Consider the following 19,395-nt stretch of genomic DNA (forward strand, 5'->3'; position numbering starts at 1 on the left):
ATTCGCAAAGGCGGTCTATTCGGCTTACTTGCCGTTCAGGCTATCAGCGCCGGCTTTTGCAATCTGTGCATCTTGATCTGCCTTGACCCCGGACACGCCCACGGCGCCAATCACCTGACCATCGACAATCACCGGCACGCCACCTTCGAGGGAGGTCAGCAGGGGGGCAGACAGGAAGGCGCTGCGCCCGCCATTGACCATGTCTTCATAGCCTTTGGATTCGCGACGGCCCAGCGCAGAGGTGCGGGCTTTTTCGGTGGCGATGTAGGCGCCAATCGGTGCGCAGCCGTCCAGACGCTCCAGGGCCAATGGATGGCCGCCGTCATCGACCACCGCGATGGACACTGCCCAGTTGTTTTTCTGTGCTTCAGCGCGAGCGGCGGCGAGGATCTGGCTGACTTCGGTCTGGCTCAAAATGGCTTTGGTTTTCATGTGGCTCTCCAATAGGGCAGCAATAGGGGCTGTAATAAAAAATTATGCAGTCGATTAGTGCAGCGCTTCTTCGACCAGTTCGATCCAGTGCCTGACCGGGGTCCGGCCAGCGCTGTCCAAATGGGTCTGGCAGCCGATGTTGGCGGTGACGATCACCTGTGGCTTGCCGCTCTCCAGTGCATTCATCTTGTTATCGCGCAGTTGCCGCGACAGCTCGGGTTGGGTCAGTGAATAGGTACCTGCCGAGCCGCAGCATAGATGGCCGTCGGGTACTGCGGTGAGGTTGAAGCCTAGCCGGGTGAGCACGCTTTCGACTGCGCCACCGAGCTTTTGTGCGTGCTGCAAGGTGCAAGGGCAATGGAACGCCAGACGCAGGTCACTCTCGACCCCGAGCTTTTCCAAGGGCTCATCGCGTAGCACTTCCACCAGGTCGCGGGTCAAGGCACTGACCCGTTGCGCTTTGGCAGCATAGGCCGGATCGTCTTTGAGCAGGTGCCCGTAGTCTTTGACGAACGCGCCACACCCGCTGGCGGTCTGGACGATGGCTTCGGCACCGCTTTCGATACTCGGCCACCAGGCGTCGATATTGCGACGGGCACGGTTCAGGCCGGCTTCCTGTGCATTCAAGTGGTAATCCACCGCGCCGCAACAACCGGCCTGGCTGATCGCTGTAATGCTGATCCCCAAACGATCCAGTACGCGTGCCGTGGCGGCGTTAGTATTGGGTGACAGCCCAGGCTGTACGCACCCTTCGAGCATCAATACACGCCGCGCATGCTGTTGGATCGGTCGCGCCTTGGCCGGGTGTACCACGCGAGGCAACTTGATCGCGAGTGATTCAGGCAGCAGGGGGCGAAAAGCCTGGCCGAGTTGGACCAGCGTCTTGAACAGCGACGGGTTCGGCACCACTGCACGCAAACCCTGACGGAGCAGGCGCTGGCCCAGTGGACGAGGAACGGCGTCATCCACCACGGCCCGGCCGATGTCCAGCAGGTTGTGGTAATCGACGCCAGACGGGCAGGTGGTCTCGCAGTTGCGGCAGGACAGGCAGCGGTCCAGGTGCAGCTGGGTTTTTTCGGTAACGTGGTGGCCTTCAAGTACTTGCTTGATCAGGTAAATACGCCCGCGTGGGCCGTCCAGCTCATCACCCAGCAGCTGATAGGTTGGGCAGGTGGCGTTGCAGAATCCGCAATGCACACAGGTGCGCAGGATGCTTTCGGCCTCTTCGGCACGCGGCAGGCGTTTGGCATGTTCACTCAACGTGGTCTGCATGGCTTAGATCTCTGCGTACATTCGGCCCGGGTTGAAAATCCCCTTCGGGTCGAGTTGTGCCTTTAGTTGGCGGTGATAGCGCAGCAATGGGCTGCCCAGCGGCTGGAACGGGCTGTCGCTGACGCCATGGCTGTAGCAGGTCGCGTGGCCGCCGACTTCGCTGACAATAGCGCGAATGGCTTCAGCCTCCGCATCGGACTTCAACCAGCGCTGGGCGCCGCCCCAATCGATCAACTGCTCGCCGGGCAAGGCGAGGGTGCCGGTGTTGTTGGGTAGCGATAGGCGCCACAGTGGCTGACCTTCGTCGAAAAACCCCAGGCGCTGTTCATTCAGTTCGCGCCAGTAAATCGGGTCGAGCAGCTCACCTCCGAGGCGATCATGGGCGGCAGATACTGAACCTTCACCGCCTTCCAGGCGCAGACGCAGCACGCGGCCATCATGGCTGGCGGCGCTGATCGGCAACGGCTGCTGGCCCCATTCGGCCAGTTTTAGCAGGGCCTGCTCCGCGTTCATTTCCAGGGCAATGCTGATGCATTGGCGCGGTTTTGGCAGAACTTTGAGCGACACTTCGGTGAGCAGACCGAGACAGCCATAGCTGCCAACCAACAACCGGGACAGGTCGTAACCGGCCACGTTTTTCATCACTTCGCCGCCGAAGCGCAGGTGTTTACCGAGGCCGGTGATGACCCGTGTGCCGAGAACAAAATCACGCACCGAGCCTGACCAGGGCCGACGAGGCCCGGACAATCCGGCGGCGACCATGCCGCCGACCGTGGCCTCGTCGACGTCGCCGAACGACGGCGGTTCGCACGCCAGCATTTGCCCGGCGGCTTCCAGTGCCGCACACAGCTCGCTCAACGGCGTACCGGTGCGGGCGGTGATCACCAGCTCAGTCGGGTCATAGGTGACGATGCCGCGATGTGCGCGGGTGTCGATGATTTCGCCAGCGACCTCGCGTCCCAGAAACGCCTTGCTGTTGCCCCCCTGAATACGCAGGGGGGTGGCATTTTGCAGCGCTTGATTAACCTGTTCCAGCAACGCGGCGCTGGCGTCGACATTCTGTTGGGCAAGCATCAGAAACGCTCCAGTTCAGGGAAGGGCAACTGCCCCAAATGCACATGCATGGCACCAAACTCGGCGCAGCGATGCAGGGTCGGAATGTTCTTGCCGGGGTTGAGCAGGCCGCTTGGGTCAAACGCCGCTTTCACCGCATGAAACAAGGTCAGTTCGTCGCTGTTGAACTGGGCGCACATCTGATTGATTTTCTCTCGGCCGACCCCGTGTTCGCCGGTGATGCTGCCACCGACCTTGACGCACAGCTCGAGGATTTTCCCACCCAAGGCTTCAGCGCGGTCCAGTTCGCCGGGCTGGTTGGCGTCGAACAGAATCAGCGGGTGCATATTGCCGTCACCGGCATGGAAGACGTTGGCTACACGAAGCCCATATTCCTCGGCCAGCGCCGTGATGCCCTTGAGCACCCCTGGCAATGCTCGGCGTGGGATGGTGCCGTCCATGCAGTAATAATCCGGCGACAGGCGCCCGACCGCCGGGAACGCGTTCTTGCGCCCGGCCCAGAACCTGACACGTTCGGCTTCATCGCGAGCCAGGCGCACTTCGGTTGCGCCAGCTCTTTCCAGTACGGCACGAACCCGGTCGCAGTCGTCGTGGACATCGGCTTCGACGCCGTCCAGTTCGCACAGGAGGATGGCTTCGGCATCCACCGGGTAGCCCGCGTGAATAAAGTCTTCAGCGGCGCGAATCGCCAGGTTGTCCATCATCTCAAGTCCGCCAGGGATGATGCCCTCGGCGATGATGTCGCCCACTGCGCGCCCGGCTTTTTCCACCGAGTCGAAGGCGGCCAGCAACACTTTGGCGACCTGCGGCTTGGGCAGTAGTTTGACCGTGACTTCAGTGATGATGCCGAGCATGCCTTCTGAGCCGGTGAACAGCGCCAGCAGGTCGAAGCCTGGCGAATCCAAGGCGTCGGAGCCGAGGGTCATGCGCTCGCCTTCGACCGTGAGAATGTCCACCTTGAGCAGGTTGTGCACGGTCAGTCCGTACTTCAGGCAATGCACGCCACCGGCGTTCTCGGCGACATTGCCACCGATGGAGCAGGCGATCTGCGAGGACGGGTCCGGGGCGTAATAAAGGTCATAGGGCGCTGCGGCCTGGGATATCGCCAGATTGCGCACGCCGGGTTGTACACGGGCCAGACGCGCGGCGGGGTCAATCTGCAGAATCTGATTAAAACGGGCCATGACCAGCAGCACGCCTTTTTCCAGCGGCAGGGCGCCACCCGATAAGCCTGTGCCAGCGCCACGGGCGACCACGGGAACCTTGCGCTCATGGCACAGCTTGAGCAGGGTTTCTACCTGTTCGATGCGCTGGGGCAATACCACCAGCATTGGCGTGGTGCGATAGGCGGAAAGACCATCGCACTCATAAGGCTTGAGTTCTTCTTCTCGATGGAGAATGTCCAAGTCGGGCAAGTGCTCGCGCAGGGCCAGGAACAGTTGGCCTTTATCAACGAGAGGCAATACACCGTCGACACGTTCGTCGTACAGAATGTTCATGGTGGGCTGACAACCCTGAGTTGTTGTTATTGAAGACCGATCTACGGCCTCGACTGTCTTGCATGATTGGCCGCAGAGGCTTTACTGTCCATGACTTATAAGTCTGGTCGAACCAGTTGTTTTTTCTAGGTGATTGCTAATTTTTTTAAAAGTACTTATTTTTCAATAGGTTGAAATTATTGTTGAATATTTTTGGTTGAGTATATATAGCTGGTCATACCAGTGGAGGTTGCATGGCTAACGCTGCTTCGACGCGCGCGCCGCAGGTCGCCGATGTTGTGTGTGAGCGCATCGAACGTTTGATCGTTGATGGTGTGTTGAAAACCGGGCAGATTTTGCCGTCCGAACGGCGCCTCACGGAAAAACTTGGCGTATCCCGCACTGCCTTGCGTGAGGGCCTGAAATTGTTGCGGGCCAGAGGCATCATCGAGACCGAACAGGGCAAGGGCTCGTTCGTCGCTCAATTGTCGAGCCACACCGCCACGTCGCCCTTGATGCATCTGTTCGGCTCGCAGCCGCGCACCCTTTACGACCTGTTCGAAGTGCGCAGCCTGCTGGAAGGAGAGTCCGCGCGGTTGGCAGCCTTGCGCGGTACTGATGCCGACTTTGTGCTGATCACTCGCAGCTATGAAGCGTTGATCGCCGCCCACGACCAACCGCTTGACGCCTCAGGTCATGCACGTCTGGACCACGCCTTCCACCTGGCGATCTGCGAGGCATCGCACAATCCGGTGCTGGTGCAGACCTTGCGTTCGTTGACCGATCTGCTGCTCAACACTGTGTTTGCCTCGGTCAACAACCTGTATCACCGCGAGCCGCAAAAACGCCAGATCGACCGGCAACACGCGCGGCTGTACAACGCCGTCACCGGTCGCCTGCCTGAACAGGCACGCAAGGCCGCCATCGCCCATATCCAGAGCATTTGCGAGAACCTCAAGGAAATCGAAAATGAAGAGCAGCGTTTGGTGCGCTCCACGCTGCGGCTTGAGGGGTGGGCATGAGCGACTTGACATCAACGGGTATCTGTCGCAATTTACGTATTGCGTAATGTGATTACGATTTGTGCGAAGCCGAACATAACAATCAGACGCGTCTCCGACGACTACCATTAACGGAGAACGTGCAATGAAACAGGCAGCCCCCCGTGGATCTATTTACGTACTACCGCTCAACCTCAAGTTACCGGGTGCGCATCGTGCTGGCCTTCAAGGGGCTGGCGTTCAATGCGATCCCTGTGAACCTGATTCGCGACGGTGGCGAGCAGCTCAAGCCTGAATACAAGGCCATCGACCCACAGGGCAGGGTGCCTGTACTGCGGGTGGAGACGGGCGAAGTGATCATCCAGTCGTCGGCAATCATCGAGTACCTGGAAGAGCGCTATCCACAGCCGCCTCTATTACCCGTGGACCTGATCGAGCGGGCGCAGCAGCGTGCTGTCGCGGCGCTGATCGGTTGCGACATTCATCCGCTGCACAACGTGTCGGTGCTGAACCGGTTGCGGGGTCTGAAGTGTGAAGAAGCTGACGTTGCCGCCTGGATCGGCCACTGGATTACTGAAGGCTTCAGCGCAGTCGAGGCGCTGATCGGTGAGCAGGGGTTCTGTTTCGGCGAGCCAGGACTGGCTGACGCTTACCTGTTGCCGCAAATCTATGCGGCTCGTCGTTTCAATGTCGATCTGACCCCGTATCCAAAGATTTGCCGGGTCGAACACCTGGCGCTGCAACATCCGGCTTTCCAATGCGCGCATCCCGATGCGCAACCCGACAAGCCAGAGTGATCCATTCAACATGAAAATACTGGGCTTACAACTGATCTTCGGAGACTTCCTCGCCCGCAGTGTGCGAGGGATTTCCTGTGCTCCTCCCGCTGGAGAGTGATGTGCGCTGCGTGCTTCCCACTCTTTATTTGCAAGGAGCCAAACCATGGCTGATCTCTACGAAAACCCGATGGGCCTGATGGGCTTTGAATTCATCGAGTTCGCCTCGCCGACCCCGAACGTCCTTGAACCTGTGTTCCAGATCATGGGCTTCACCAAAGTTGCTAATCACCGTTCCAAGAACGTGTCGCTCTATCGTCAGGGCGAGATCAATATCATCCTCAACAGCGAGCCCCACAGCGTTGCCTCCTACTTCGCGGCTGAACACGGCCCGTCAGTGTGTGGCATGGCGTTTCGGGTCAAGGATGCACAAAAAGCCTACAACCGTGCGCTGGAACTGGGCGCGCAACCGGTTGAAATCGCCACTGGCCCGATGGAGTTGCGTCTGCCGGCAATCAAGGGCATTGGCGGTGCGCCGCTGTACCTGATCGACCGTTTTGGTGAAGGCACGTCTATCTATGACATCGACTTCAATTTCATCGAAGGCGTGGAGCGTCACCCGGTGGGTGCGGGCCTGAAGTTCATCGACCACCTGACCCACAACGTCTATCGCGGGCGCATGGCATATTGGGCGAACTTCTACGAGAAGCTATTCAACTTTCGGGAAATTCGCTATTTCGACATCAAGGGCGAATACACCGGCCTGACCTCCAAAGCCATGACCGCTCCGGACGGCATGATCCGCATTCCGCTGAACGAGGAATCTTCCAAGGGCGCGGGCCAGATCGAAGAGTTTTTGATGAAGTTCAACGGCGAAGGTATTCAACACGTCGCGTTCTTCACCGATGACCTGATCAAGACCTGGGATGCCTTGAAAGCCCTCGGCATGCGCTTCATGACCGCGCCGCCGGAGACGTATTACGAGATGCTCGAAGGACGCCTGCCGAACCACGGCGAGCCGCTGAATGAACTGCAAACCCGGGGCATCCTGCTGGATGGCTCATCGGACGGTGGCGAGCGTCGGCTGTTGCTGCAGATATTCTCGGAAACCCTGATGGGTCCTGTGTTCTTCGAGTTCATCCAGCGCAAGGGCGATGATGGGTTCGGCGAAGGCAACTTCAAGGCGCTGTTCGAATCCATCGAGCGCGATCAGGTGCGACGCGGGGTGTTGAAGGCCGAGTAAGGCACAGTTAATCGCGTTCCCCTGTAGGCGCGGGCGTGCCCGCGGCCGGCTGGCTGCCCCCCATCCGGTCGCTGATGGCCTGAGCTGTTGTCAGCAGTTGTCTGGCCGCCGAATCCTGTACCTCCGCCGTAAACACCGACGCCGATCCGACCACGGTCATCACGCCTGCCAGTTTATTGCCCACAGCGAAGATGGGTGACGACACGGCATTCACGCCGGCCATCAACAGCCCGTGAATCTGATGCACGCCGGTGCTGCGAATCTGTTTGATGTGCAGGTCGACTTCTTTCAGTTGTCGCGCACTCAGGCGTATTGACTCTGATTCGCGTAGTTCGGCGGTTTCGTTGGCGGCAAGAAAGGTATTAAACACCAGCCCGGTCGACGACCCGAGCAGTGGCAACACAGAGCCAATCTGTGTCACCAGCGTCACTGCGCCGATGGACTGCTCGACATACACCACGGTGGGGCCCTTATTGCCCCATACCGCGAGAAAGCAGGTTTCGTTGAGTTCATCACGCAGCGCGACCAGATGCGGCGCGGCGATTTTCAATACGTCCAGCTGCCCCAGCGCGGCCAGTCCGACCTGCAATGCTTCGCGTCCCAGGCCATAGTGATTGGTGGTGACGTCCTGTTCGGCGAAACCACCGGCCACCAGCGCTTGCAGATAACGATGGACCTTGCTCGCAGGCATGCCCACGTGTTCGGCGAGCTTTGACAGTGAGGTAGAAGGCGCGAGCTCGGCCAGCGCCTTGAGCACGCCGAGCCCGACCTCGGCCGCTTGAACTTTTTGCTGCCGTCCACTTGCTGGGCTTTCGATTTCCGCTGTCATGAAGGGGTGCGCGCCGGTCTGAGAAGGCTGCTTTATAGCTTGACCTCACCACAAACTCAAATTACGTTATGCGTAATCTAATTACGCTTAATTAAATCCCCATCGCAAGCGCTATCAACGCCACCTCACACCCACATAACAAGAGGTAGAGATGCACACAGCCCACTCTCCTGAAGCCTTGGCCTATCAAAGTGGCTTCGGCAATGAGTTCAGCAGCGAAGCACTGCCTGGCGCATTGCCGGTCGGACAGAATTCCCCGCAAAAACATACGCACGGCCTGTACACCGAGCTGCTATCGGGCACGGCCTTTACCGTGCCGCGTTCGGAAGCCCGACGTACCTGGTTGTACCGGATCAAACCGTCCGCCACCCATCCTCGCTATGAGCGACTGTCACGGCAGATACTGGGTTTGGAATCCGGGCCAATCACCCCCAATCGCCTGCGCTGGAATGCCTTCGACCTCCCAACCCAACCTACCGACTTCATCGACGGATTGATCGGTCTGGCCAGCACTGCGGCGGCGGATCAGGCCGAAGGCGTCAGTGTTTACGTCTACTGCGCCAACGCGTCCATGGACCGGGCTTTTTTCAATGCCGACGGTGAGTGGCTGATCGTGCCGCAGTCGGGTCGTTTGCGGATCGTGACTGAACTGGGTCTGCTGGACATCGAGCCGCAGGAAATAGCGGTATTACCGCGCGGGCTCAAATTCAGCATTCAGCTGCTTGACGCCACAGCACGCGGTTATGTCTGCGAAAACCATGGTTGCGCCTTGCGCCTGCCGGAACTGGGGCCGATTGGCAGCAATGGCCTGGCCAATGCCCGAGACTTTCTGGCGCCGGTCGCACAGTTCGAAGATCGGGATGGGCCGGTCGTACTGGTGCAGAAATTCCTCGGTGAACTGTGGGCCACACAGCTCGATCATTCACCGTTCGACGTGGTCGCCTGGCATGGCAACAACGTGCCGTATAAATATGATCTGCGCCGTTTCAACACCATTGGCTCCGTGAGTTTCGATCACCCGGACCCTTCCATTTTTACCGTGCTGACCTCGCCTGGCACTGTGCCTGGTCAGGCCAATGTCGATTTTGTGATTTTCCCGCCGCGCTGGATGGTGGCTGAAAAGACCTTTCGGCCGCCCTGGTTTCACCGCAACCTGATGAACGAATTCATGGGCCTGATCGACGGTACCTACGATGCCAAGGCTGAAGGCTTTGCCCCTGGCGGCGCGTCCCTGCATAACTGCATGAGCGCTCACGGCCCGGACAACACCACGGCGGAAAAGGCTATCGCCGACAACCTCAAACCGCACAAGATCGACAACACCATGGCGTTCATGTTTGAGACGGGCAAAGTGCTGCGCCCCAGCCGCCATGCCCTCGATTGCCCGCAATTACAAACTGATTACGATGCCTGCTGGTCAGGCATGGCCAAACACTTCGATTCGGGAACCCCGCAATGACTACTTCATCGAACCCCCTCAGTTGGGTGACGTCCGCCAACGGCCACCCAGATTTCCCTCTGCAAAACCTGCCGCTCGGCATCTTCAGCCATTCAGGCCTGAGCAAACGCGGAGGTGTTGCCATCGGCGAGATGATTTTCGACCTGCGTGCTGCGCTGGATGTCGGCTTTTTCAACGGCGCGGCGCGTGATGCTGCTGAAGCCGCAAGCGGTGATCAGCTCAATGATTTTTTTGCTCTGGGCGCACCAGCCCGCCAAGCCCTGCGCAGCGAACTACTGCATTTGCTGGACGAAAACAGTCCGCAGCTGTCGCGTTTGCGGCCATTGGCCGATACCGTGCTGCACCCGATGTCCGAGTGTCAGATGCACGTGCCCGCGCGTATCGGTGACTACACCGACTTTTACGTCGGCATTCATCATGCGCTGAACGTGGGCAAGCTATTCCGCCCGGACAATCCGTTGCTGCCTAACTACAAGTACGTGCCCATCGGTTATCACGGCCGCGCCTCGACCATCTGCATCTCCGATACACCGATCAAACGTCCCAATGGCCAGACGTTGGCCCCGGGTGCGACCGCTCCTGAGTTCGGCCCCAGCAAACGTATGGATTATGAGCTGGAGCTGGGCGTGTGGATCGGCCCGGGCAATGCGATTGGCGAGGCGATTGCGATTGGCGAAGCTGCCGAGCATATCGCCGGCTTCTGCCTGCTCAATGACTGGTCGGCGCGGGACCTGCAAGCGTGGGAATATCAGCCACTGGGTCCGTTTCTATCGAAGAGTTTTGCCACCAGCATTTCTGCCTGGGTCGTGACGGCTGAGGCGCTGGCGCCATTCCGTACCGCGCAACCGGCCCGGCCAGAAGGTGATCCGCAGCCGCTGGCCTATTTGTTCGATGCCGCCGATCAGCAGGGCGGGGCGCTGGATATCGAGCTTGAAGTGTTGCTGCTCACCGAACAGATGAGCGCGCAGGGCATAGCGCCGCATCGCCTGGCGCTGAGCAATACCCAAAACATGTACTGGACCGTTGCACAAATGGTCGCGCACCACACGGTCAATGGTTGCAAACTTCAGCCGGGAGATTTGTTCGGTACGGGCACCTTGTCCGGTCCGCTGTCAGGGCAGTTTGGCAGCCTGCTGGAAGTCAGCGAAGGCGGTAAACAGGCCCTGACATTGCCCAATGGTGAAAGCCGACGCTTTCTTGAGGATGGTGATGAAGTCATCTTCCGCGCGCGATGCCACCGTCAGGGTTACGCCTCCATTGGTTTTGGCGAATGTCGGGGCACGTTGCTAGGGGCTTGATACGGCCCGTGCTTTTAAGGCTTTTTGGCCGGGCAAGAAGAGTACGCGAGGCGCACTGACCATCGCACCTCACGCTTGCCCGTGGCCTCGACCACACGGCTGACTCAAGCCTCATCTTCTCCACGGCGTGCCACATCCGAGCGCCTTCGGGTCGGCCGGCCTCCGAGCAAGCCTTCCTGGTCAAGAAGCATGTCTTCAATCTGCAGACCCTTATCGTCAATTCGGTACAGGCGCAGCTCATCCGAGTGGGCGCTGGCTCGGACCTTGACCACCGCCATGATGCGCAGCAAGCGGCTTTGGACTTCAATGTAGCGCTGGACGATGATGGCGTCGGTCAGGAAGGCCGTGCCGTACGGACTGAAGCGCAGGTCGGTGTAACGGTCTTCAAGTTCGGAGGTCATCAATACGCTGACACCGACACTGGTCAGCGCAGTGACCATGCGTGACAGTGATTCGCGGAAGTCCTCACGGAAGGTCGGTGCCAGCGCCAGCTCGAAGCCCGACAGCGAATCAATGACCACCCGGGTGGCCTTCAGGCGCTTGATCTCGCCCAATAGTAACTGGACGATTTCGTCGATGGACATGTCTGGCGCGTGACTGTCTACCAGACCGACCTTATCGCTCTTGATCAGGCGTGCCAGCGTGGCGTTCTGTGAATGGTTGGGGCGCTGCTCGAACATTGCGATCACGCCGGTCTCGCCTGTGCGGGCACCTTCAGCGAGGAAGGACGCCGCCAGAATGCTTTTTCCGGAGCCGGATGGACCGGCGACCAGCAAGGAATACCCCTGGGGAAGACCGCCACCAAGCATTTCGTCCAGTTGAGGAATGCCCATTTTCAAGCGCGGTGGCACGACATTTTTTGACAGAACATTCTGCTTTTTGACGTGGAAGGCTGCCGGTGCGAAGACTCTGATGCCCGAGGTATCAATACGGAACGTGTGCAGCCCGGGCAATGTTGGCTGGCCGCGCATCTTCATGATTTCCATCTTGCGCACCATGGAGTTGCGCTGCACGCTCTGCCGCAGCCAGATCAAGCCATCGGCCACGGTGAAAATCGGGTTGGTGTCGGTCTCGGTGAAGTATTCACCAATCAGGAAGGTGGTCGCCTGCCAGGTGGTCATCAACATGCCCAGTTGTTGAATGAACTGAGGCAGGTTGTTGTTCGGGTTGTCCTGTGTCCGGCTTGCCAGCACCACTGACCGGAAGGAATCTACGAACACCAGTGCCGGACCGTGAGCTTCGACCTCGGCAACGATACGCCGCAGTACTTCATCCAGATTACCTGCCAGCGTGTCATCGGCCAGGTTGACGTAGCGGATCGAATGATTGATCGCTTCGCTGTCGAAAAAATCGAATTGTTGTTGGTAACGCAACATCTTCAGCGGAGGCTCGCCGAGCACCGTGAAGAAAAGGGCCGGGCGCTCAGGCGTTGCCAGGTTGAACATTATCTGATGGGCCAGCGTGGTCTTGCCGCAGCCGGGAGGACCTGCGATCAAGTTGAACGAAAACTCCGGCAATCCTCCGCCGAGCACCTCGTCAAGTCCAGGCACTCCGGTTGCCAAGCGGTTGATTGTCACTTTGGTGGTCATGGCGAGGTATCCTGCGCGGGCGCACCGCTCAAAGAATTTTCCCACACGGAACGAAGTAAATGTTCGGTGAGCGAGGGCCCGACCAATGTGGTCAGTAGCTCGTAGAAGGTCTTCAATAGCTCTTCGCCGAAAAGACAGGCTTCGGTGCTGTTTTGCTTAACAAGCATGGATTTGAGTGCAGTCAGATCTATGGCGGTCCGCACGTGTTGATGCGTGCCAGCCAGGCGGGGATGAGTGGAAGCACACAGGTAGAGACTGCGGCGATAGAGCGCGACAACCCCTTGCTGTCCGATGATGGGGGTCAGGGCTGCGTCCATGTCTTGCAATGTCGCAACAATCGCTTCAACGATATGTGCGGGGTCGGTTTTATTACCGACTCGGTGCGCCAGAGAAGCTACGATCTGACGGCTCTCTTCGCTTTCCGTGGACATGGCTCACTGATTCATTGTGCTGAGCGTGCAATATTACACTTTCCATAGAAAGTCGTCAGCCCACCATCAGGCCGGTATTTCGTACCCGCCCAGAAACAGGTCCAGTGCCGATTCGACCACTGACATCTGGGCGGCAGGGGCCAAAGCCGGAGCACCCAGAGTGATCTGCGGCCAGAAAGCGAAGGCCTTGAGCAATGCATGAATCTGGGTGGCGGCGAAACGCGGGTCGACGGCCTTGAAACGACCGTCTGCCTGGGCAGCGCAGATCCAGGCGGTAAAGCTTTCTTCGCGCTCATTGAGGCGGGAGACCATGTTTTGCGCGCGTTCGGGGGAGTGGATCGTCGCGGCAATGGCCACTCGCGCCAGATCGAGAAAGTTGCTGTCAGCCAGCATCTGCATTTTCGACACCAGCAGCTCTTGGAGCTGATCGCGCAGCGGGCGCTCAGGGTGATAGGTCATGTCCAGACGATCGGCGCTGCTGATCCATAACTGCTGGAGAATTTCGGAGAAGAGTTCCTCTTTGCTCGGGAAGTGGTTGTACACCGTGCGCTTGGACACCTCAGCCAATGCGGCAATTTTGTCCATGCTGGTGACCTCGAACCCGTTGGCGCGAAACTCGGCAATAGCTGCCTGAACAATGGCTTCACGTTTACGGTCGGTCAGGCGTAGAGGGGCTTTCATAGGTTCGCTTCAGACTGGCGGAGTAAAAATTTTTACACTCGGCAGTTTACTTGTCATCTGACATGTTGCAAGCTTGAAACTACACTGTGTAGTGTAGTTGCTCCCGATCTTTATTCTCGCTGCCATCCTCATGCGTGCGGATGCAGGAACCTCCATCCGCCCCTTGGAGTCAGTTTGTCATGACCAAGCCACCACGAGATTCAGATGACGTTGCCCGATCACGGGCCTCTCGGCTGCACGAGGGACGTTATCGTAACCACTCGCCAATGAACCGGATAGGCTTTCTGAAGACGTTGCGCATTTTTTGGAACGCCCTCTTTAACAAACCGGCGCATACCCGGCCGGTGGGGGAGATTCCGGTGCAGACCCTGTCGCGTCAGCAATTGCTGGCAGCACCCAATAACAGCGTCTTCCGCCTTGGGCATTCCACGGTGCTGCTCAAATTGCGCAATCAATTCTGGCTGACCGACCCGGTGTTCGCCGAGCGTGCTTCACCGGTGCAATGGGCTGGGCCGCAACGTTTTCATCAGCCGCCTATCAGCCTTGAAGAGTTGCCGCCGCTCAAGGCGGTGATCCTTTCGCACAACCATTACGACCACCTCGATCACATGACGATCAAAGCATTGGCGCACAAGACCGAGCATTTCCTGGCACCTGTCGGCGTAGGTGACACCCTTATCAAGTGGGGCGTCCCTGCGCAAAAAGTGCAGCAACTGGACTGGTGGCACTCCACTGAAATCGACGGCATGCGTTTTGTCGCAACGCCGTCGCAGCATTTTTCAGGCCGTACCCTGCGTGATGGCAATCGTTCGTTGTGGGCATCATGGGTGATGATCGACGACGATCAGCGGATTTTTTTTAGTGGTGATACGGGTTACTTCGATGGCTTCAAACACATTGGCGAGCAGTACGGGCCGTTCGACCTGACCTTGATGGAAACAGGTGCCTATAACGTCGACTGGCCGGACGTGCACATGCAACCCGAGCAAACCTTGCAGGCCCATATCGACTTGCGTGGCCGCTGGTTATTACCGATCCACAACGGTACGTTCGATCTGGCGATGCATGCCTGGCACGAACCCTTCGACAGGATCCTGGCCCTGGCCTGGGAAAAGAACATCACCATCAGCACGCCGCAAATGGGCCAGCCGTTTTACCTGCAATACCCCAGTCGCGGGCATGCGTGGTGGTTGGGCGTGGAGGGGGTGATCGAAACTTACAGCCCGGACGCTGCCGAACCCCAAGGCCACCGCCGACAGGTTTGAGTCCTCATGCACCTGAGGACGCTATAGGGTGGAGGTCATCTCCACACTGAAATTCGATTATCGAATACCGTTACTGGCGTCAGCGGCTCAAGCCGAGCCGCTCGTGCCATTGCTTAAGGGACTCTTCCGGGTAGCCGTCGAACTCCTTGTCGCCGGGCCGCACATTGACCTCGACCCAGGAGGCTTTTGAGTCGAGCAATATGTGCGTGTGTTCCGGCGGCACGGGTAGCGGGGTATCGATGGCCGAGGCAAACGGGTGAATCAGCGTTGGCCAGTCCGGGCTGAACAACCATAACCCGCTGCCGCAGAGCTTGCAGAAATGCCGCTCGGCATTGCTGATATGCGTCTGATGATCGAGCCTCATTCGTGCGTGATAGATGGCGATATGTTCGCGCCCGTTGACCTTAAGGCTGCTGGCGTCACCGCCAAGGTTGATCGAGTAACCGCCGCCGCCCTGAGTCTTGCGGCAGATTGAGCAGTAACAGCGCTGATAGGGATACGGATGAGCGCTGTTGAGGCTGAACTCGACCGCGCCGCAATGACAGGAACCTTCCAGATGCATGGCAAAAGCCTCCTTGAGCCAACGTTGACGGGGTGCCACTTTTTCTGCACACCTAACGTCTAGACAAGCAGATTAAGGCTTTTGCGTGATGGCGTTCGTCGGGTGATCCGCTCGATTGCCGAGCAGACCAACTTGCAGGCCTTGAACGCCGCCATCGAAGCTGCCCGCGCCGGCGAGTCGCTGGCCGACATCACCGAGTCGATCAATCAGATTTCCCAGCGCAACATGGTCATCGCCAGTGCTGCTGAAGAGCAGGCGCAGGTTGCCCGCGAAGTTGATCGCAACATCGTCAACATCCGCGACCTGTCTCTGCAATCGGCTACGGGCGCCCATCAGATCAGCACGTCCAGCCATGAGCTTTCGCGTTTGGCCGCAGAGTTGAGTGAGGTGGTGACGCGGTTCCGGGTCTGAGACGCCGGCTGATGGTATGTGACGTTGCGTGACATACCGGCCCTTGCTCAGGCCAACGTCGGCAAGCATGATCTGGCCTTTAGATCCTGCTCATCGACAGAGGTAAAACAACAAATGGATGAGGGAAAACGCGGATTCAGCATTTGGTTGCAGGCACCGGGGCATACGGCCTGGCTGTCGATGGAAGGCAATAGGTTGCTGGCTTTTGCCAAGGCGGCGCAGGTGCCGCAAGGCTTCGGCAATCTGAGTGACCGGGGATGTCTGCCTGACAATGCTCGGGCCGAAACCATGAACACGGCACGGATGACCCACAGCTTTGCCCTTGCCCATATTCGCGGTATTCCCGGCTTTGCCGCGCTGGTCGATCACGGGATTGCGGCGCTGAACGGTCCGTTGCGCGATGCCGAGCAGGGTGGCTGGTTTGCGACACCTTTGTGCGAGGGAGCCAAAACCGGTAAAGCGGCTTACCTGCACGCGTTCGTCGCGCTGGCGGCCAGCTCGGCGGTGGTGGCGGGGCGTCCCGGTGCGGACGAGTTGCTGGCCGAGGCGATACGGGTGCTGGAGACTCGTTTCTGGAGCGCGGAAGAAGGTGCGATACGCGAGTCCTTCGCTCGAGACTGGAGCGATGAAGAAGCCTATCGCGGCGCCAACAGCAACATGCACGGCACTGAGGCGTTTCTGGCGTTGGCCGATGTCACCGGCGACAGCAAGTGGCTGGACCGCGCATTGAGTATCGTCGAGCGGGTGATTCATACCCATGCCGCCGCCAATGACTTTCAGGTGGTTGAGCATTTCAGCCTGCAATGGCAGCCGCTTCCCGATTACAACCAGGACAACCCCGCGGATGGTTTTCGGCCCTTCGGCACCACGCCGGGGCATGCGTTTGAGTGGTCGCGTTTGTTGCTGCACCTTGAGGCCGCACGTCAGCGCGCGAAGCTGCCTACGCCGCCCTGGCTGCTGGAGGATGCCAAGCGTCTGTTTGCCGGTGCCTGTCGCCATGGTTGGGACGTCGATGGCGCGCCCGGCATCGTCTACACCCTGGACTGGGAAAATCGCCCAGTGGTGCGTCATCGCCTGCACTGGACGCACGCGGAAGCCTGCGCATCGGCTGCGGCACTGCTGCGGCGTACGGGGGAAAAACAGTACGAAGACTGGTATCGACGGTTTTGGGAGTTCAACGAGACCTTCTTCATCGACCGCGAACATGGCAGCTGGCGCCATGAACTGAACCCGTACAACCAACCCAGTGCGGATATCTGGCCAGGTAAACCGGACCTTTACCATGCCTATCAGGCAACCTTGCTGCCGGTATTGGCCTTGGCGCCAAGTTTGGCAACAGCCCTTGCACGGCTGGGTTGAGGCCCCTGTTCAGTCTGATTCAGGTTTACGCGAGAGATCAAAGTCAGGGTCGACACCTCAGGCGATTTTCGCCGTCAATCTGATGATCTGCCGGGCGAAAAAACTCCCCGTGGCGATCACGCCGAACAGGCGCAAAGTCTGCATGGCGAGCACGAAGCCGACATCCGAGTGAGTATCGACGGCAATGATCGACATGGCGTCCAGGCCGCCTGGGCTGGTGGCGAGATACACCGACAGAAAGTCCTTGTCCATCAGTTCGGCGATCAACCAGGCGGACAGCGAGCACAAGGAGATAACCAATAGCGAGCCGCAGATCATCGCTGGCAGGCGTTGCCATACATAGCGAATCGTCGCACGGTCGAAGCGCAGGCCGATGTAGCAACCAATGGCGCCATAGGCAAGTGCCAGCAGCCAGGGCGGCAGGGTGATTTGTAACAGCCCGCTCAGTTGCAGGGCGCCACCGATCAGTAGGGGCAGCAGCAACGCGCCTGCGGGGATCCGCGTGCTCAGCACCACACCGACCGCGATCGCCGCAACGCTCAGGATGATGTTGAGTGCATTTGAACCCTGTAGTGCCACGGCGCTGCTCTGCATCTCGTGCACGCCGCTGTCCACGCCGAGCAGGCCGCTGACCAGTGCGCCGACCATCACCACGCACACCACGCGCACGTATTGCATGGTCGCGACCACCCGCGAATCCGCGCCATAGTCCTCGGACATGGTAACCATCGCCGAGGCAGCACCTGGCGCGGTACCCCATGCTGCGGTACTGCCTTCTATGCCAGCAAAGCGCACCAGCCCAATTCCGACCAGCGCGCTTAGCAGGACAGTCAATGCGGTGGCGAACAGCATCACATGCCAGGACTGAGCGACAGTGGTCAGTACTGAAATCGTCATGGCGTGCGCCACCAGCATTCCGACACACCCCTGACTCAGGCGAAAGGCTTGCCTGTGCAGGCGGATCGACGCACCGGATACGCCAAACAGAATCGCCGTCAGCATCGGCCCAAGAAACAATGCAGCGGGGATTTCACAAAACTTGAGCAATTGACCAAAGGCGCCTGCCAGCAGAGCCAAGCCGAGCCATTGCACGAGTGGGGGGAGCGTATGCAGCGATAGAGCGGAAGCGCGTGACACAGAAGTTCTCCAAGGCGTTGGCTTTCCTCATGGACTATTTGCCAACGCAACGAGGAGTAGTATCGACAGTGCAATCGATCACGTCTATTTTCTAATAGTCATGAATCGATAACTTTAGTTGATCAATAGGGGTCTTCGCGATCTCACCTATTACTCTGGCATGGGCAGACCACGCTATTAATTCAGGATGCAGGGAGGGAGGCGGACTCGATGAATGTTGACCCACACGCAGCGGAACACATGTCAGTGCAAACAACGGCACCTGTATTTTTTACCGAAACGGAACCTCATTTCGGCGGCGATCAATCGCCGTTGAATGATTCCGACGCCGATGACGACAGCGACCCGGAAGGTGACCTCGACCTCGAAGAGCTGGGTCTGGAAGAGTTCATTGATGCGGAAAAACTCGACTCGACCATCAGCGGGGATGTGGGGTCGTCTACCTTGAGTTGAGGGCTATCAGGCAATCCGGGTTATCCCCGACACGGATTGTCTATAGGTCACGGTTGTTTATGGCCCACCAGATACCGCGCCAGACCTGCCGCAGCCTCTTCCGCCGTCTCACTGGCGCCGGCCCATGTACACGCCAGCATCAAGTTGCGCGGCAGGCCGAAGTCTTCCACCACAAAGCCTTGGGCATCTATCCCCTGAGCATCATGGGCCACCAGCGCGCGCAGTGAATCGACCGGATCGAAGTAAGCCCACACCGGTTTGCCCAGTCCCACTGCCATGCCGACTTCGAAGGCGGTACCCGAGTCCGGCTCGAGGCCGCGAAATACATTCAGGTTGGCAAGTACCGCCGTGCAGCGCTGGATCATCTCGATATTCATCGAGCAGATCAGGCGCGCGGTTGCCTCTGGGGTCAGGTCGGGGGTGACCTCATTGTCGAACGGATACAGCCCTTGCATGCCGTGGGCGGCACACAGCGCCTTGAGGTAACGGCCATGCTCAATGGCGTCCGGCCTGAAGACATCGAAGCCGGCCAGATAGATGAGTGGCGTTGTGTTCTGGTTCATGTCGGTACCTTGAGATCGTACGTAGGGCAATTCTATCGTCAGCTGCGCTGGTCGCGCGTCACCATTGCACGCCACTGATCAG

The 19,395-nt window shown here is 58.9% G+C and carries 19 protein-coding genes and 1 pseudogene; 9 read left to right on the forward strand and 11 right to left on the reverse strand.

The genetic code is table 11. The annotated features are described in order from the left end of the window. Positions 1-24 precede the first annotated feature (24 nt). From ACVBEG_RS08420 to glcD, 4 genes are read right to left on the reverse strand one after another with little or no spacing between them, the layout of a single operon-like run. On the reverse strand, positions 25-432 hold the full coding sequence (locus tag ACVBEG_RS08420; RefSeq protein ID WP_322179685.1) for a heme-binding protein: 408 nt from the start codon (positions 430-432) through the stop codon (positions 25-27). Between the two features lie 54 nt (positions 433-486). Further along, positions 487-1,704, reverse strand: coding sequence for a glycolate oxidase subunit GlcF (gene glcF, locus ACVBEG_RS08425; RefSeq protein ID WP_322179684.1), 1,218 nt, complete (start codon positions 1,702-1,704; stop codon positions 487-489). Positions 1,705-1,707: 3 nt separating this feature from the next. Continuing rightward, positions 1,708-2,778, reverse strand: coding sequence for a glycolate oxidase subunit GlcE (gene glcE, locus ACVBEG_RS08430; RefSeq protein WP_447107569.1), 1,071 nt, complete (start codon positions 2,776-2,778; stop codon positions 1,708-1,710). Beyond that, positions 2,778-4,277 carry a glycolate oxidase subunit GlcD gene (gene glcD / locus ACVBEG_RS08435; RefSeq protein WP_322179682.1) on the reverse strand — a complete coding sequence of 500 codons (1,500 nt, stop codon included), beginning with the start codon at positions 4,275-4,277 and terminating at the stop codon, positions 2,778-2,780. Before glcD ends, glcE begins: the two co-directional genes overlap by 1 nt. A 233-nt stretch (positions 4,278-4,510) precedes the next feature. On the opposite strand from glcD, the gene glcC reads away from it, so the two are divergent. The 3 genes from glcC to hppD all read left to right on the forward strand — a co-directional run bounded on the left by glcC (position 4,511) and on the right by hppD (position 7,276). Beyond that, positions 4,511-5,278 carry a transcriptional regulator GlcC gene (gene glcC, locus ACVBEG_RS08440; RefSeq protein WP_322179681.1) on the forward strand — a complete coding sequence of 256 codons (768 nt, stop codon included), beginning with the start codon at positions 4,511-4,513 and terminating at the stop codon, positions 5,276-5,278. 143 nt (positions 5,279-5,421) lie between these two features. Next, a complete protein-coding gene (maiA, locus tag ACVBEG_RS08445; protein ID WP_322179680.1) occupies positions 5,422-6,054 on the forward strand; it encodes a maleylacetoacetate isomerase in 633 nt (210 codons plus the stop codon). 145 nt (positions 6,055-6,199) lie between these two features. Continuing rightward, on the forward strand, positions 6,200-7,276 hold the full coding sequence (gene hppD / locus ACVBEG_RS08450) for a 4-hydroxyphenylpyruvate dioxygenase (RefSeq protein ID WP_322215702.1): 1,077 nt from the start codon (positions 6,200-6,202) through the stop codon (positions 7,274-7,276). Between the two features lie 7 nt (positions 7,277-7,283). Here hppD and ACVBEG_RS08455 read toward each other — a convergent pair whose 3' ends face one another. Then, positions 7,284-8,105: an IclR family transcriptional regulator gene (locus tag ACVBEG_RS08455; protein ID WP_447107570.1), complete on the reverse strand. Its 822-nt coding sequence runs from the start codon at positions 8,103-8,105 to the stop codon at positions 7,284-7,286. 151 nt (positions 8,106-8,256) lie between these two features. On the opposite strand from ACVBEG_RS08455, the gene hmgA reads away from it, so the two are divergent. Beyond that, positions 8,257-9,564, forward strand: coding sequence for a homogentisate 1,2-dioxygenase (gene hmgA / locus ACVBEG_RS08460; protein WP_322179677.1), 1,308 nt, complete (start codon positions 8,257-8,259; stop codon positions 9,562-9,564). Then, positions 9,561-10,862 (forward strand): fumarylacetoacetase, encoded by a 1,302-nt coding sequence (gene fahA / locus ACVBEG_RS08465; protein ID WP_322215705.1) that lies wholly within the window; start codon positions 9,561-9,563, stop codon positions 10,860-10,862. The genes hmgA and fahA overlap by 4 nt, the downstream gene beginning before the upstream one ends. A 104-nt stretch (positions 10,863-10,966) precedes the next feature. Here fahA and ACVBEG_RS08470 read toward each other — a convergent pair whose 3' ends face one another. The 3 genes from ACVBEG_RS08470 to ACVBEG_RS08480 form a co-directional block, all read right to left on the reverse strand. Next, a complete protein-coding gene (locus ACVBEG_RS08470; RefSeq protein WP_322179675.1) occupies positions 10,967-12,451 on the reverse strand; it encodes an ATPase domain-containing protein in 1,485 nt (494 codons plus the stop codon). Further along, positions 12,448-12,882 (reverse strand): hypothetical protein, encoded by a 435-nt coding sequence (locus ACVBEG_RS08475; protein WP_322179674.1) that lies wholly within the window; start codon positions 12,880-12,882, stop codon positions 12,448-12,450. Before ACVBEG_RS08475 ends, ACVBEG_RS08470 begins: the two co-directional genes overlap by 4 nt. Before the next feature lie 66 nt (positions 12,883-12,948). Then, positions 12,949-13,563 carry a TetR/AcrR family transcriptional regulator gene (locus tag ACVBEG_RS08480; RefSeq protein ID WP_322179673.1) on the reverse strand — a complete coding sequence of 205 codons (615 nt, stop codon included), beginning with the start codon at positions 13,561-13,563 and terminating at the stop codon, positions 12,949-12,951. A 179-nt stretch (positions 13,564-13,742) separates the two neighbouring features. Here ACVBEG_RS08480 and ACVBEG_RS08485 point away from each other — a divergent pair, with 179 nt between their 5' ends. After that, entirely contained in the window at positions 13,743-14,828 is a 1,086-nt protein-coding gene (locus tag ACVBEG_RS08485) for an MBL fold metallo-hydrolase (protein WP_447107571.1), read from the forward strand. 79 nt (positions 14,829-14,907) lie between these two features. On the opposite strand, the gene ACVBEG_RS08490 is transcribed toward ACVBEG_RS08485, so the two are convergent. After that, entirely contained in the window at positions 14,908-15,390 is a 483-nt protein-coding gene (locus ACVBEG_RS08490) for a GFA family protein (RefSeq protein ID WP_322179671.1), read from the reverse strand. 102 nt (positions 15,391-15,492) lie between these two features. On the opposite strand from ACVBEG_RS08490, the pseudogene ACVBEG_RS08495 reads away from it, so the two are divergent. Both ACVBEG_RS08495 and ACVBEG_RS08500 read left to right on the forward strand, forming a co-directional pair. After that, positions 15,493-15,801 (forward strand): annotated as a pseudogene (locus ACVBEG_RS08495) (methyl-accepting chemotaxis protein); the annotation flags it as partial. A gap of 114 nt (positions 15,802-15,915) precedes the next feature. Next, on the forward strand, positions 15,916-17,160 hold the full coding sequence (locus ACVBEG_RS08500) for a D-mannose isomerase (protein WP_447108450.1): 1,245 nt from the start codon (positions 15,916-15,918) through the stop codon (positions 17,158-17,160). 57 nt (positions 17,161-17,217) lie between these two features. Here the strand turns inward: ACVBEG_RS08500 and ACVBEG_RS08505 are convergent, their stop codons facing one another. Further along, positions 17,218-18,297, reverse strand: a complete 1,080-nt coding sequence (locus tag ACVBEG_RS08505) for an AbrB family transcriptional regulator (protein WP_330200484.1) — start codon at positions 18,295-18,297, stop codon at positions 17,218-17,220. A 210-nt stretch (positions 18,298-18,507) separates the two neighbouring features. Between ACVBEG_RS08505 and ACVBEG_RS08510 the strand changes: the two genes are divergently transcribed. After that, positions 18,508-18,750, forward strand: a complete 243-nt coding sequence (locus ACVBEG_RS08510; RefSeq protein ID WP_322179669.1) for a hypothetical protein — start codon at positions 18,508-18,510, stop codon at positions 18,748-18,750. Between the two features lie 47 nt (positions 18,751-18,797). On the opposite strand, the gene ACVBEG_RS08515 is transcribed toward ACVBEG_RS08510, so the two are convergent. Further along, on the reverse strand, positions 18,798-19,313 hold the full coding sequence (locus ACVBEG_RS08515) for a nucleoside 2-deoxyribosyltransferase (RefSeq protein WP_322215714.1): 516 nt from the start codon (positions 19,311-19,313) through the stop codon (positions 18,798-18,800). Positions 19,314-19,395: the final 82 nt, after the last annotated feature.

Source organism: Pseudomonas sp. GG8 (assembly GCF_052976945.1).

Coding starts and splice junctions, on each gene's coding strand:
- ACVBEG_RS08490 (WP_322179671.1), bottom strand. CDS start 15,390: ATGCATCTGGAAGGTTCCTGTCATTGCGGCGCGGTCGAGTTCAGCCTC.
- hppD (WP_322215702.1), top strand. CDS start 6,200: ATGGCTGATCTCTACGAAAACCCGATGGGCCTGATGGGCTTTGAATTC.
- glcC (WP_322179681.1), top strand. CDS start 4,511: ATGGCTAACGCTGCTTCGACGCGCGCGCCGCAGGTCGCCGATGTTGTG.
- ACVBEG_RS08515 (WP_322215714.1), bottom strand. CDS start 19,313: ATGAACCAGAACACAACGCCACTCATCTATCTGGCCGGCTTCGATGTC.
- ACVBEG_RS08420 (WP_322179685.1), bottom strand. CDS start 432: ATGAAAACCAAAGCCATTTTGAGCCAGACCGAAGTCAGCCAGATCCTC.
- ACVBEG_RS08500 (WP_447108450.1), top strand. CDS start 15,916: ATGGATGAGGGAAAACGCGGATTCAGCATTTGGTTGCAGGCACCGGGG.
- ACVBEG_RS08480 (WP_322179673.1), bottom strand. CDS start 13,563: ATGAAAGCCCCTCTACGCCTGACCGACCGTAAACGTGAAGCCATTGTT.
- ACVBEG_RS08475 (WP_322179674.1), bottom strand. CDS start 12,882: ATGTCCACGGAAAGCGAAGAGAGCCGTCAGATCGTAGCTTCTCTGGCG.
- ACVBEG_RS08455 (WP_447107570.1), bottom strand. CDS start 8,105: ATGACAGCGGAAATCGAAAGCCCAGCAAGTGGACGGCAGCAAAAAGTT.
- glcF (WP_322179684.1), bottom strand. CDS start 1,704: ATGCAGACCACGTTGAGTGAACATGCCAAACGCCTGCCGCGTGCCGAA.
- glcE (WP_447107569.1), bottom strand. CDS start 2,778: ATGCTTGCCCAACAGAATGTCGACGCCAGCGCCGCGTTGCTGGAACAG.
- glcD (WP_322179682.1), bottom strand. CDS start 4,277: ATGAACATTCTGTACGACGAACGTGTCGACGGTGTATTGCCTCTCGTT.
- ACVBEG_RS08470 (WP_322179675.1), bottom strand. CDS start 12,451: ATGACCACCAAAGTGACAATCAACCGCTTGGCAACCGGAGTGCCTGGA.
- ACVBEG_RS08510 (WP_322179669.1), top strand. CDS start 18,508: ATGAATGTTGACCCACACGCAGCGGAACACATGTCAGTGCAAACAACG.
- hmgA (WP_322179677.1), top strand. CDS start 8,257: ATGCACACAGCCCACTCTCCTGAAGCCTTGGCCTATCAAAGTGGCTTC.
- ACVBEG_RS08485 (WP_447107571.1), top strand. CDS start 13,743: ATGACCAAGCCACCACGAGATTCAGATGACGTTGCCCGATCACGGGCC.
- fahA (WP_322215705.1), top strand. CDS start 9,561: ATGACTACTTCATCGAACCCCCTCAGTTGGGTGACGTCCGCCAACGGC.